Source organism: Bacillus sp. Nf3 (genome assembly GCF_003028545.1).
In the GTDB taxonomy this organism is placed as follows: domain Bacteria; phylum Bacillota; class Bacilli; order Bacillales; family Bacillaceae; genus Bacillus; species Bacillus safensis.
Map to the genome: position 1 here is coordinate 913,232 of NZ_PYUA01000001.1, position 12,291 is coordinate 925,522.

General features: G+C 40.4%; 15 protein-coding genes, 1 tRNA gene and 1 riboswitch. Of the genes, 12 read left to right on the forward strand and 4 right to left on the reverse strand.

The features are described 5' to 3' along the window. Positions 1-84 precede the first annotated feature (84 nt). The 7 genes from C9414_RS20470 (at position 85) to C9414_RS04610 (ending at position 3,629) form a co-directional block, all read left to right on the forward strand. Positions 85-1,467, forward strand: coding sequence for a hypothetical protein (locus tag C9414_RS20470; protein WP_224929350.1), 1,383 nt, complete (start codon positions 85-87; stop codon positions 1,465-1,467). An 11-nt stretch (positions 1,468-1,478) separates the two neighbouring features. Further along, on the forward strand, positions 1,479-1,817 hold the full coding sequence (locus C9414_RS04585; protein ID WP_107163147.1) for a hypothetical protein: 339 nt from the start codon (positions 1,479-1,481) through the stop codon (positions 1,815-1,817). After that, a complete protein-coding gene (locus C9414_RS04590; RefSeq protein WP_080967226.1) occupies positions 1,818-1,964 on the forward strand; it encodes an XkdX family protein in 147 nt (48 codons plus the stop codon). Positions 1,965-2,019: 55 nt separating this feature from the next. Continuing rightward, positions 2,020-2,232, forward strand: coding sequence for a BhlA/UviB family holin-like peptide (locus C9414_RS04595; protein WP_008344062.1), 213 nt, complete (start codon positions 2,020-2,022; stop codon positions 2,230-2,232). Between the two features lie 11 nt (positions 2,233-2,243). Beyond that, a complete protein-coding gene (locus tag C9414_RS04600) occupies positions 2,244-2,507 on the forward strand; it encodes a phage holin (protein WP_019743388.1) in 264 nt (87 codons plus the stop codon). A gap of 19 nt (positions 2,508-2,526) precedes the next feature. After that, a complete protein-coding gene (locus tag C9414_RS04605) occupies positions 2,527-3,330 on the forward strand; it encodes a peptidoglycan recognition protein family protein (protein ID WP_047204001.1) in 804 nt (267 codons plus the stop codon). Positions 3,331-3,446: 116 nt separating this feature from the next. Continuing rightward, positions 3,447-3,629 (forward strand): hypothetical protein, encoded by a 183-nt coding sequence (locus C9414_RS04610; protein WP_107163148.1) that lies wholly within the window; start codon positions 3,447-3,449, stop codon positions 3,627-3,629. Between the two features lie 53 nt (positions 3,630-3,682). Here C9414_RS04610 and C9414_RS04615 read toward each other — a convergent pair. Further along, positions 3,683-3,755: transfer RNA gene (locus tag C9414_RS04615), tRNA-Ala, on the reverse strand. A 72-nt stretch (positions 3,756-3,827) separates the two neighbouring features. Next, complete coding sequence (gene cudC, locus C9414_RS04620) at positions 3,828-4,385, reverse strand: transcriptional regulator GbsR (protein WP_047204076.1); 558 nt, start codon at positions 4,383-4,385, stop codon at positions 3,828-3,830. A 207-nt stretch (positions 4,386-4,592) separates the two neighbouring features. Between cudC and betB the strand changes: the two genes are divergently transcribed. Together betB and C9414_RS04630 are read left to right on the forward strand one after the other, a co-directional pair. Then, entirely contained in the window at positions 4,593-6,062 is a 1,470-nt protein-coding gene (gene betB, locus C9414_RS04625; RefSeq protein ID WP_107163149.1) for a betaine-aldehyde dehydrogenase, read from the forward strand. A gap of 27 nt (positions 6,063-6,089) precedes the next feature. After that, positions 6,090-7,298 (forward strand): choline dehydrogenase, encoded by a 1,209-nt coding sequence (locus C9414_RS04630; RefSeq protein ID WP_107163150.1) that lies wholly within the window; start codon positions 6,090-6,092, stop codon positions 7,296-7,298. Positions 7,299-7,338: 40 nt separating this feature from the next. Here the strand turns inward: C9414_RS04630 and C9414_RS04635 are convergent, their stop codons facing one another. Next, positions 7,339-7,818 (reverse strand): DinB family protein, encoded by a 480-nt coding sequence (locus C9414_RS04635; protein WP_180272435.1) that lies wholly within the window; start codon positions 7,816-7,818, stop codon positions 7,339-7,341. A gap of 207 nt (positions 7,819-8,025) precedes the next feature. Here C9414_RS04635 and C9414_RS04640 point away from each other — a divergent pair, with 207 nt between their 5' ends. From C9414_RS04640 to C9414_RS04650, 3 genes are all read left to right on the forward strand, one after another. Beyond that, positions 8,026-8,556, forward strand: coding sequence for an NfeD family membrane protein (locus C9414_RS04640; protein WP_107163151.1), 531 nt, complete (start codon positions 8,026-8,028; stop codon positions 8,554-8,556). A gap of 11 nt (positions 8,557-8,567) precedes the next feature. Further along, positions 8,568-10,115 (forward strand): flotillin lipid rafts scaffold protein FloT, encoded by a 1,548-nt coding sequence (locus C9414_RS04645; protein WP_047204080.1) that lies wholly within the window; start codon positions 8,568-8,570, stop codon positions 10,113-10,115. Between the two features lie 157 nt (positions 10,116-10,272). Next, on the forward strand, positions 10,273-10,827 hold the full coding sequence (locus C9414_RS04650) for a GNAT family N-acetyltransferase (RefSeq protein ID WP_047204081.1): 555 nt from the start codon (positions 10,273-10,275) through the stop codon (positions 10,825-10,827). A 240-nt stretch (positions 10,828-11,067) separates the two neighbouring features. Here the strand turns inward: C9414_RS04650 and thiT are convergent, their stop codons facing one another. After that, positions 11,068-11,643, reverse strand: a complete 576-nt coding sequence (gene thiT / locus C9414_RS04660; RefSeq protein WP_039180928.1) for an energy-coupled thiamine transporter ThiT — start codon at positions 11,641-11,643, stop codon at positions 11,068-11,070. A 96-nt stretch (positions 11,644-11,739) separates the two neighbouring features. After that, positions 11,740-11,841, reverse strand: a riboswitch (TPP riboswitch). Positions 11,842-12,291: the final 450 nt, after the last annotated feature.

The following is a 12,291-nucleotide window of genomic DNA, read 5'->3' on the forward strand; positions in this document are numbered from 1 at the left end:
TATTTGAAAAGAAAGTGGGTGAGCAAATTGGAAGTAGAAGTCGTTCAAAACTTGATATAAAAATTGTAGGAAGGAGAGAACACAGTGGATATAAAAACTCCTCGTTCTTTTGAAACGAGTGACAAAGCTCATGCTGATCTATTCAACGATATGTTGAAAATACTGATTCGTAACGACACTGGTATATCAGAACAATTAACTAATCATATCGATGATTCGAGACAGCACTCTTCAGAACTAGAAAAAAAGAAATGGAATGAGTCGCAGCTGTATAAAATTACAGGAGATAATGGAGTACAACTTTTAAATATTCCTGTCGGCTCAAAAATTTATGACTCAATTAAAGACAAAGGGACATGTACATTTTATGCGCCCAGTGGAATAGAGGATAGCCCTTCACAATATGCCATTAGAGGGATACAGACAGTGGGACAAAATAATATTGGAACAGGCTTTGCGATAGATACATCAGGCAATGCATATTACTTCTACTATAATTCTAGCCATTTATCTATCACTTGGACTCAGATTCCGACAGTAGCTGAAAAAGATAAATGGAACAACGGACAGTTATATAAATTGACTCAAAACAATGGTAGACCTATTTATAAAGGGGTAAGTGAGACCACTGACTATAACGAAATTACGGAAACAGGAATGTATCTCATTTATAATGCTGGCCTTAATGGTCCAATAGAGATCAAAAGGGCATTTATGATTGTTATCAGTTATGGAAATACCCTGTTACAAACTATATATGATGCAGTCAATGGTCTGAACTCTTTTTATAGAATCAGGAAGACTGACTATACATGGACTGAATGGGAAAGGCAGCTCACATCTACAGATTTAAATGCTATTCAATCGTTTCCTATTACTGATATTAATGGACAGGGGAAGGCTTATATCAGAAATACAGAAGATTTCCATGAAGTATTACCAAAGTATCGAGGTTTAGTTCATTTTGCATCTGCAAATGCACCAACCAATGGCCCGGGTAATGCGTTAAGGGGGATTTGGACTTGTAATAACACAGGTACGTACGGGCAGGCAATTGGCTTTGACAACTTAAACCGCACGTGGCGTAAGACTATAGCGAATGGCGTATGGTCAAAATGGGAACAGTTATTGACCAGTAACGATTTGAGCAGTGAATGGAATCAAGTCACTCTGATTAATGGTACAGCAAAGCATAATTCCGTATACCCACTCAAATTTTCTATAAGGCAGAACATTTTATACTTACGAGGATCATTTGAAGAAATACCTATAAATGAAACTGTAATTGCTCGATTTGTTCAAAAGCCGTCTACTACCACAGTATTCGTTGGTGCGACGGTTGGGTCGTACGGAGCAGCACGAATGACGCTTGTTCAGGACGGTTCACTTAAATTTGATGGTTTGTCAGCGAACGATGCATCGAAAGTCAACCGCATCGAAATAAATGCTGCTATACCTTTATGGTAGGAGGGGTTACAATGCACATTTATTACTATGACGAGAATTTTAATTATCAAGGCGAAGGTGTAATAAGTGATTATAATGAGATTCCGAAAAGCGCTACTGATGTACGTCCGCAAGAGGGTTTATATCTTCCTAAATATGACGAGAACAAGAGAATGTGGTTTGAATCAGCATCTAAAGAATACATTGATAGCTTGCAGCCAAAGCCGCTGCCACCATCAGAAATTGATCTATTAAAACAGCAAAATGCTGATCTGCTTCAGCAACTGGCAGAGTCAGAAAAGAGAGTAGAAGAACAATCAAAAACAATATCAGAACTTATCATGTTGCTGAATGAAAAGGGGGTCATTTAATTGGATTGGTTCCGTAGTATTTCATTGTTCTATCAATGGAAGTGTTATGAAAATGAAGATGTAGCAAAATTTGTTCGTTTCGAGAAGATTACGCCGGAACAATACAAAGAAATAACAAGAGAAGAATATCCAACAAACGCTAAATAGGCGTTTTTATTTTGCCTTCTTTAAAATGGGCAAAGTGAGGGAGTAGGTGAGTGCAGTGGAAATGGATTTGACTCAATATTTAATGACACAAGGACCGTTTGCGGTGTTGTTTTGTTGGGTGCTGTTTTACGTATTAAACACAACAAAGGAAAGAGAAAACAAGCTCAATGAGCAAATCGAGGCACAAAATGATGTGTTAGCAAAGTTTAGTGAAAAGTATGACGTCGTGATCGACAAACTCGACAAAATAGAACGAAATTTAAAATAGGAGGAAAAATCATGAAAACATTCGACAAAGGCACTGTAATTCGCACAGTGCTTCTTTTTATTGCTCTGATCAATCAAACGCTTGTCATGTTTGGACAAACGGTGCTACCGATTAGTGAGGAGCAAGTACAAACCGCAGGTGAAGCACTTTATGTGGCAGGTTCTACGATTTTCACTATGGTCACAGCGGTAATAGCTTGGTTTAAAAACAATTATGTGACCTACAAAGGCCAATTACAAAAAGATGCTCTGAAACAAAGAGGGCTAACAAAATAATACTTGAAGGAGAAACGACATGGTGAAAATCATTCAAGCATTGATCCCAAAACAACATCGCAACAGACCAGGAAACACAATGAAGCCGCTCTATATTACAGTGCATAATACGTCAAATAGTGCAAAAGGTGCTAATGCTGCCAGTCATGCAGCGTTTGTTGCACGTTCAAGTACCGGTGTCAGCTGGCATTACACTGTTGATGATCAGGTGATTTATCAGCATTTACCGTTAAACGAAAACGGCTGGCACGCAGGGGATGGCAGAGGCACCGGCAATATGAAGTCAATTGGAATTGAAATTTGTGAAAATGCAGACGGTAACTTTGAACAAGCAGTCGAAAATGCCCAATGGCTCATTCGCAAGCTGATAGGAGATTTGGGGATTCCTTTATCAAATGTAGTGCCTCATAAACATTGGAGCGGGAAAGAGTGTCCAAGGAAACTTCTCGGACGATGGGATCAGTTTAAAGCTGGCATAGCCACAGCGCATACCGGCAGCAAAAGCACAAGAAAACCAGTTCAGGCAGAAAGCTTGAGCCACAAAGCACCCGTTTCCAAACAGAAATCGTCAAACCTGCCATCTGGCATTTTAAAAGTAACCAAGCCCTTAACAAAAGGCCCTCAAGTCACTGCCGTGCAAAAAGCCTTATCATCCCTCTATTTTTACCCAGACAAAGGGGCAAAAAACAACGGGATTGACGGCTATTATGGACCAAAAACGGCAAATGCGGTCAAACGGTTTCAGCTTATGAACGGCTTAGCTGCAGACGGAATTTACGGACCGAAGACGAAGAACAAAATCGAACAATTGCTGAAGAAGTGACGATCTTTAAAAAGAGCTATCAGCAAGTGAGGAAATGCTTCCTTGCTGATAGCTAACAAAAAATCACATCATATGTGGTATAATCAACCAAATCACTATCATGAGAGGAGGGAAAAATGAAAAAAGAACTGTTCCAGATCATCGTGCTGTCAGTGCTACTCATCTATTTCATTTATCACGGAATGACGAGCGGTTTTCCTGTGTCCTATACAATCATTCTCATCTTAACTTATCTTTCTGTGATTACATACCGCATCATAAATTTATTAAGAATACGAAAAAACAAAGAACAAGCATAAGAGATATGTACATAAAAAAACCATCCTTGATTTCTCAAGAATGGTTTTTCGTATGGAGCATAGCGGGATCGAACCGCTGACCTCTACGCTGCCAGCGTAGCGCTCTCCCAGCTGAGCTAATGCCCCGAGGTATGACGACATAATTTATTATAATCAATCCTCCTGTGAAATTCAAGCTGTAAAACGTAAACACAACGTCTAATTTTCCTTCTGCTCAATCGGAATATAGTCAAAAATTTCGCCAGAATGAACAGAATGGGCTAATCGTCTCAACCAGTCATAATAGGCTTTTGAGCTTTCAAGCTGCTCAATGAGCTGCTGCGCTTCCTCTCTTACATGTTCCTCCAGCTGATCATCATGCGCCACCTCTTGAAGCTGCTCTTGCGCTTCTTCGATTGCCGTTAAATTGACCTCGACCTCTCGTTCCCATTTTTGAGGAAAGAAGTTCGTGAAAAACTTAAAAAAGTCTTTTTCCGCAACAAAGCTGTGTTTTCTTCGGCCTCTGTGAAACGTCTTTTTGACAATATTCATGTCTTGCAGCTTTTTCACACCCGTACTCATACTCGGCTTACTCATTTGCAGCTCTTCACGCATTTCATCGAGTGTCATTTCCTCGTTTAAATACATCGTCCCATATAGAATACCTGCACTTCGTGTAATGCCATAGAGATCCATCGTTTCAGCTATGGAATCAATGACTAGATCTTTAGCAGCTAAAATACGATCTTCTGCTTGCGGCTGTTCCTGCTTTTTCATTTTGTCCCTGCTTTCTATTAAGAGAATTCAATCCGTTCAAAAAAATCTTTATGGACTATATGTTAACGAAAGAATACAAAAAGTCAAAATAAATGAAGCATATCTCCCCTTTGACAGAAAAATTTGAACATGATAAGTTAATTATGTTCAAAACGTTAAATTTTTATTTAACAAACTTACCAAAGAGAATCAGAGGAGGTTCCTTCTATGAGTCAAACACTATTTATAGACGGACAATGGGTTGGCGCTAAAAGTACCGACACGCGGGATATCATCAATCCGTTCAATCAAGAAGTGATCGCGACAGTCAGCGAAGGATCTAGAAATGACGCGCAGCTAGCCATTAAAGCAGCGAGAAAAGCCTTCGATCAAGGGGACTGGGCAAATCTTCCTGGACTTGAAAGAGGAAATATTGTGTTTAAGATAGCTGAATTGATTAGACGTGATCTTGATGAACTAGCCAAATTGGAATCACTTGATACAGGCAAAACATTAGAGGAAAGCAAGGCAGATATGGATGATATTGCGAACGTGTTCCAATATTACGCAGGATTGGCTGATAAAGATGGCGGGGAAATCATTGCATCGCCAATTCCAAACTCGAAAAGTGAATTAATCAGAGAGCCTGTCGGTGTATGCGGACAAATCACTCCTTGGAACTATCCATTGCTTCAAGCAAGCTGGAAAATCGCGCCGGCTCTTGCGGCGGGAAATACAATTGTTTTAAAGCCAAGTGAAATCACACCACTCACCACAATTAAAGTATTTAAACTCATGGAAGAAGCGGGCGTTCCGGCAGGCGTTGCAAACCTAGTGCTTGGACCTGGGGCAACGGTTGGGGATGAGCTTGCTGTGAATGATCAAGTAGATCTGATTTCATTTACAGGCGGTATTGAAACAGGTAAGAAAATTATGCAGGGAGCCAGCGCTAATGTGAAAAAAATAGCCCTTGAGCTTGGCGGAAAGAATCCGAATATTGTGTTTCAAGATGCTGATTTAGACGTAGCGGTTGACCAGGCAATGAATGCTGTGTTTTTCCATGCAGGGCAAGTGTGTTCAGCAGGGTCACGTTTGCTGGTGGAAGAATCCATTCATGATGAATTTTTAGAAGAACTGGTGAAGCGTACGAAAAAAATCAAGCTAGGCAACGGCTTTGATGAAGACACCCAGAGCGGGCCGCTCATCTCAGCTGAGCATCGAGAAAAAGTAGAAAAATACGTCAGCATCGGTTTAGAAGAAGGCGCTAAGTTAGAGACAGGTGGAAAAAGACCTGACACAGAGGAGCTGCAAAATGGGTTCTTCTACTTGCCGACCATTTTCTCAGGCTGCACGTCAGATATGCGGATTGTGCAGGAAGAAGTCTTTGGACCTGTCCTGACAGTTGAGTCCTTCCGTACAGAGGAAGAAGTCATCAAGCTGGCAAATGATACGATTTATGGATTAGCAGGAGCTGTGTGGTCTTCTGATATCAGCAAAGCCGAAAGAGTGGCTCGGCAATTAAGATTAGGCACGGTTTGGATCAATGACTTCCATCCTTATTTCGCTCAAGCACCTTGGGGTGGCTATAAGCAATCAGGCATTGGGCGTGAATTAGGACGCACGGGACTTGAGGAATATACCGAGCTGAAGCATTTATATCGAAATACAAAACCTGAAGCAGTTCATTGGTTTAAATAAAAATTACGCATTTGGAGGAGATTCTATATGACACTAAATATGAAAATTGAAAGCATGCAGAAATTCCATACATTTGAAATTCCGACTGTCATCAAACACGGCATTGGTGCAGTGAAACATGTCGGGGAAGAAGTAAAAGCATACGGCGTTTCAAAGGTATTACTTGTAACAGACCCCGGGATTTATCAAGCGGGCGTGGTGGACCCCGTAATTGCTTCATTAAAAGAAGCACAAATTGATGTTGTTCTATTTAATAAAGTAGAGCCAAATCCGCCAGTCCGTCTAGTGAACGAAGGATCTGCTTTATATGAAAAAGAAGGCTGTAATGGATTAATCGCAGTAGGCGGCGGTAGCTCAATGGATACAGCAAAGGCAATCGGAGTAGAGGCGACTCATGAAGGTTCAGTCCTTGATTACGAAGCGGCAGAGGGGAAAAAACCGCTTGAAAACAGAATCCCGCCTTTAACCACTATTCCGACAACAGCTGGTACAGGTTCAGAAGTGACACAATGGGCAGTCATTACTGATGAAGAAAGAGAATTCAAATTCAATACAGGTGGTCCTCTCATTGCAGCTCATCTTACAGTGATTGACCCAGAGCTTCATGTATCCATGCCGCCTCATGTGACAGCAATGACTGGAATTGACGCACTTGCTCACGCGATTGAATGCTATACGATGAAATTTGCTCAGCCGATTACAGATGCGGTAGCGCTCATAGCAATTGAATATGCAGCTCATTATATTCGCCGCGCTTTTGCTGATGGCGGGGACTTAGAAGCCAGATATGGAATGGCACAAGCTGCGATGCTTGCCGGGCTTTCTTATGGAAGTGAATCAGCTGGCGCTGCACATGCGATGAGTCAAACACTCGGAGGCATTATTCCTGTCGCGCACGGTCAGTGTGTTGCAGCGATGATGGGACCAGTGATGGAATATAACTGGAAAGGGTATCCGGAAAAATTCGCACGAATTGCGCAAGCGTTTGGGGTTGATACAAGCAGAATGACAACAGAGGAAGCAGCCAAAGCAGCCGTGAACTGGATGTATGATTTAGTAGAAGATTTAGAAATTCCTTCATTAGAAGAACAAGGTGTATCAAAAGATATGATTGACCGTTTATCTAAAGAAGCGATGAAAGATCCGCAAACAGTTGGAAACCCAAGAGATCTAAACGAAAAAGCGTACAAATGGATTTATGCGCGTTGCTTTGAGTTAACACCTAAAACAGTGTAACAATGAAAAAAGGCTCCCTAAAGGGAGTCCTTTTTATGTTTTATAGTTGTTCTTTAATTTCTTTGATTTGATGAATATGGCGTTTTTCATGTGCGCCGATAAAATCAAGATATTGCTTAAGGGATAGCTCTTTAAACACAGGGTGTGCAATGACGCGTTTGAAATCTTCCTCAGTAAATGTTGATAAAATTTGATTGAGCTGCTCACGAGCTGTATCGAGCTCATCCTTTAAATGTGTAGGTGTCACATGCTTGTGCTCAGGCGCAACAATACTAGGCGCAGTGGCTTTTTTCGAACGGTCCTCTGCCATTTCCACCGGCTTTGGTTCATATTCTTTGATCGGTGCTTTTTTTCCCTCAGCAGCTAGATGTTTTGCTGCAACTAGATCCATTTTCTTTAAATGATCTGCTACCTCTTGAATACTCCAAGTATCATCAGATAATTTTTGGTTCAATTGTTCTTCGCTCAAACCTTGTAGTTCGTGCCACAATTCTTGTCTTGCTTCATGTAATAAACTCATTTTCTTCATCACCTCAAGATCAAATTTTAACATAAGGGTACATGACAATCATTCTTGAGCTATCCGAAAATCCCTTTGAAGAATTGTGATGAAATATGAAACCTTTACAAAAGTGGTTCGTATTACCTGTTACAAGGAATACATTGGAGGTGAGTGTGGTCTAAATGAAACAAAAGATGTTTATTTCATGAAGAAAGGGTGAGGAAGATGGATGTGTTTGGGCTGCCTCTTCAGACACTGTATTTATACATATTGATGATATCAGGAATCCTGACACTTGTTTTCGTCTTTTTCGGCGATGTATTTGATGGATGGTTTGAAGCGATCCCTGTTCCATTCCTTCAACCAACATTGATCCTCGCATTTCTTACCTTTTTCTCGGCTGGAGGGTTTATCTCTGAAAAAACAGCAATTGTAGGAAGCGGACTTGGCGCACTATTATCTTCCATCCTCGCAGTGATCCTTGTGACCTGTTTGAATGTATTTGTATTAGTCCCGCTTTCCTCTGCTGAAGAATCTCTCTCTTATACGGAGGCTGATTTAAAAGGAAGAACTGGGGAGATCATTGTATCTGTTCCAAAAGACGGGTTTGGAGAAGTGCTGTTAATCAGTAACAGCGGGAAAATCTCAAAGCCAGCTGTTAGCTTCGACCAAGAGGAGATTCCATATGGAACCCGTGTGCTAGTTGTCGAAGTGAACAAAGGCGTCTTATCTGTTATACCAAATGAAGAAATTTAGGAGGGAATTCTATGCCAGGAACAACTATTTTAGTGATCATTGGAATTGTGCTTGTCATTCTTATTGCACTTATTGGTGTATTTGTTTCTAAATATCGGACAGCAGGTCCAGATGAAGCATTAATCGTCACAGGAAGTTATCTAGGAAGTAAAAATGTCCACGTGGACGAAGGTGGAAACAAGATTAAGATTGTAAGAGGCGGCGGTACCTTTGTCCTTCCAGTCTTTCAACAAGCAGAGCCGCTCAGCTTACTATCTAGCAAGCTAGATGTTTCAACCCCTGAAGTCTATACCGAACAAGGTGTACCGGTCATGGCGGATGGAACGGCCATCATAAAAATTGGTGGATCGATTGAAGAAATTGCTACTGCTGCAGAGCAATTTTTAGGTAAAACAAAAGAAGACCGTGAAAACGAAGCGAGAGAAGTATTAGAAGGTCACCTTCGTTCCATCTTAGGGTCAATGACAGTTGAAGAGATTTATAAAAATAGAGAGAAATTTTCACAAGAAGTACAACGAGTTGCTTCTCAAGATTTAGCGAAAATGGGTCTAGTCATTGTTTCGTTTACGATCAAAGATGTTCGTGATAAAAATGGCTATTTAGAATCTCTAGGTAAACCAAGAATTGCCCAAGTAAAACGAGATGCAGATATTGCAACAGCTGAAGCAGATAAAGAAACACGGATCAAACGTGCCGAAGCAGATAAAGATGCGAAGAAATCAGAGCTTGAGCGTGCTACTGAAATCGCTGAAGCAGAAAAGATTAATGAACTGAAAAGAGCAGAATTCAGACGTGAACAGGATACGGCAAAAGCAAGTGCTGACCAAGCGTACGATTTAGAAACCGCTCGTAACCGTCAGCACGTAACTGAACAAGAAATGCAAGTCAAAATCATTGAGCGTCAGAAACAAATTGAATTAGAAGAAAAAGAGATTCAGCGTCGTGAACGTCAATATGATTCTGAAGTGAAAAAGAAAGCAGATGCGGACCGTTATGCTGTTGAGCAGTCGGCTGCGGCAGAAAAAGCGAAACGTCTTGCTGAAGCAGATGCGAAGAAATACAGCATTGAAGCAATGGCAAAAGCAGAAGCTGAGAAAGTTCGTATTGACGGGCTTGCCAAAGCGGAAGCGGATCGTGCGAAAGGGGAAACAGAAGCAGAAGTCATTAGACTAAAAGGACTTGCAGAAGCCGAAGCGAAAGAGAAAATTGCGGAAGCATTCGAACAGTATGGTCAGGCAGCGATTCTTGATATGATTGTCAAAATGCTTCCTGAATATGCGAAGCAAGTATCTGCACCACTTTCTAACATTGATAAAATTACTGTTGTGGATACAGGCGGTAACGGTGAAGGCAGCGGTGCCAATAAAGTTACAGGCTATGCCACAAATCTCATGTCTAGTCTTCAAGAGAGTCTGAAAGCATCCTCTGGAATTGATGTGAAAGAAATTATTGAGAATTTTTCTGGCAAAGGCAATGTGAAGCAAAGCATTCAAGAACTAACAAATGAAATCAAACAACCAAGAAAAATCGAAAAAGCTGATCATCAAATAGAACAATAAAATCAAATGACACCTTCCACCAGAAGGTGTCACTTTTTTATAGAAGAAGGTTTAACCATTGAAAGATGTGCTGACAAAACGCTAGTCATTGAATTCTATGTAATAGAAATTTATCATAATGAAGATAAGGTGGAAAAAGCTAAAAGGAGTGGAGCGGATGAAGGTGAGACATGCTGTACATCAAGATATTCCAAAAATCGCCGAGATTCATGTGAAAAGCTGGCAGACGACCTATCAAGGGATTATTTCGCAGGAGTATTTAGATGGTTTAACCATTGAAGATCGGGAAGAGAGCTGGAGAAAAAGATCGCTTGAAGGCACGTTTGTCGCAGAAGATGAGGATGGCGTATTTGGTTTTGCCACTTTTGGAAAACAACGTGACGAACGCTATTCTACATATGATGGAGAGCTATATGCCATCTATTTATTCCAACAGAAACAGAAATCAGGGGCGGGTATTGCTCTAATGGAAAAAGGAGTGGAATATTTAATAGAAAAGGGTTATCAGAATATGCTGCTATGGGTGTTTGAACAAAATTCGGCGAAACAATTTTATCAAAAGCTTCAACCTAGTTTTGTCGTTACCAGCCAGTTCGAGCTGGCTGGCGAGAACCATAATGAAATAGGGTATGGATGGGAGTTGTCTAGATTGAATAACCATGTAAAACGAATTAAATCGTCAGCTTCCAGTAATAATGAGAGAAAAAAGTGAAAAGTACAGCAAGCAACATATAAGAAATAAACGGTGAAGCTTCTACTTTTCCTTTCACGCCTGCTATTTTTAAAGCTTCATAGAAACCTGCCAAAAAATAAGCAAGACTGAGAAAATAACAGCAAAGCATAATGGAGTAAGGGCTCATTGTCGTACCTCCAGCATGAAATCTTCTATTATTAATAGATTCCATAGAGCAGCAAATTATGCATAAAAAAATAACCAGCTGTCATCAGCCGGTTATTTTTGATGAGGAAAAACCAAACGGGATGCACTTGGGATAAGTATACAAAGAACAATACTGCAAATAATAAATGAAGGAACCATATATGTGCTGTTATAAATTAAAGAGTAGACCCATCCTGGTGTTCCTTTCGGTGCATATTGAGAAAAGAAAACGACGCCAGAAATAAAGAACGTCAGTAGCCTGAAGAAACTAGCAACAAAAACAGCTAAGGTAATATAGAAAAATTGCTGCTTTCGCTTTTGATCCTGAATAGCTTTTTTGATCAATCCAGAAAACAAGCCGCTTAAAGAAATGACAACAGATGCAACGAAGTAATCGAGGAATCCTTGAACAGGTGTAGCGATGATCGGGCTATTCATCAGCTGAAGACCTGCGATTAACACACCGATGATGAATCCGGTAGATATCCCCCATCTAATAGACATGAGAATGACGGGAATCATAATCAGCGCAAGAGATCCGCCATTCGGCATTCTTAAAAAGAGACCTGATAAGTAATCTAATACAAGTGCAAGTGAAGTCATAATCGCGATTTCCATCAGTCGTACCAATTGATTTGATTGCTGCATAAAAAAATCTCCTTTTTCATGAATTGAGCAAGGAGAGACCGTGTAAGGATGAGTATGTTATTCATAGAAAAACATATCGATTTGAATACACCATGTATCCAAGTGATTCCACATTCCTACTTCAGTATTAACTGACAGGTTCAAAGGGTCAGAACAACGAATGTTCACTCTCAGCACAAAGCTCCCCCTGCGGTTATTTAGTTTCAATCTATTATAAATATACTAAAGACCTGCAGGATCAACAATAGACAATACCCGAGATGAGCAGCATTTGTATCAATATATAGGAAGAGATAAGGAAAAATAAATTATTTAGAAAAAATACTTGTTTCTTCTCTCAAAAGGTGTTATATTTGTATTCGCCGCTGAAACAGCGCGGTTGATAAATAACATTAAGAAAAAAGTTGTTGACTTTATCTTGATAGAATGTTATATTAATAAAGTCGCCTCTGAGAGACGGCGGAGATGATCTTTGAAAACTAAACAAGACAAAACGTACCTGTTAATTCGAGTTTTTATAAAAAAATCCTATGATACTTCATAGGTAGTCAGTCAAACGCTGACGAAAAACAAAACTTCGGTTTTGTACTTTTTCGGAGAGTTTGATCCTGGCTCAGGACGAACGCTGGCGGCGTGCCTAATACATGC

Coding starts and splice junctions, on each gene's coding strand:
- C9414_RS04630 (WP_107163150.1), top strand. CDS start 6,090: ATGACACTAAATATGAAAATTGAAAGCATGCAGAAATTCCATACATTT.
- thiT (WP_039180928.1), bottom strand. CDS start 11,643: ATGCAGCAATCAAATCAATTGGTACGACTGATGGAAATCGCGATTATG.
- C9414_RS04645 (WP_047204080.1), top strand. CDS start 8,568: ATGCCAGGAACAACTATTTTAGTGATCATTGGAATTGTGCTTGTCATT.
- C9414_RS04600 (WP_019743388.1), top strand. CDS start 2,244: ATGAAAACATTCGACAAAGGCACTGTAATTCGCACAGTGCTTCTTTTT.
- C9414_RS04605 (WP_047204001.1), top strand. CDS start 2,527: ATGGTGAAAATCATTCAAGCATTGATCCCAAAACAACATCGCAACAGA.
- cudC (WP_047204076.1), bottom strand. CDS start 4,385: ATGAAAAAGCAGGAACAGCCGCAAGCAGAAGATCGTATTTTAGCTGCT.
- C9414_RS04640 (WP_107163151.1), top strand. CDS start 8,026: ATGGATGTGTTTGGGCTGCCTCTTCAGACACTGTATTTATACATATTG.
- C9414_RS04610 (WP_107163148.1), top strand. CDS start 3,447: ATGAAAAAAGAACTGTTCCAGATCATCGTGCTGTCAGTGCTACTCATC.
- C9414_RS04650 (WP_047204081.1), top strand. CDS start 10,273: ATGAAGGTGAGACATGCTGTACATCAAGATATTCCAAAAATCGCCGAG.
- C9414_RS04635 (WP_180272435.1), bottom strand. CDS start 7,818: ATGAGTTTATTACATGAAGCAAGACAAGAATTGTGGCACGAACTACAA.
- C9414_RS04585 (WP_107163147.1), top strand. CDS start 1,479: ATGCACATTTATTACTATGACGAGAATTTTAATTATCAAGGCGAAGGT.
- betB (WP_107163149.1), top strand. CDS start 4,593: ATGAGTCAAACACTATTTATAGACGGACAATGGGTTGGCGCTAAAAGT.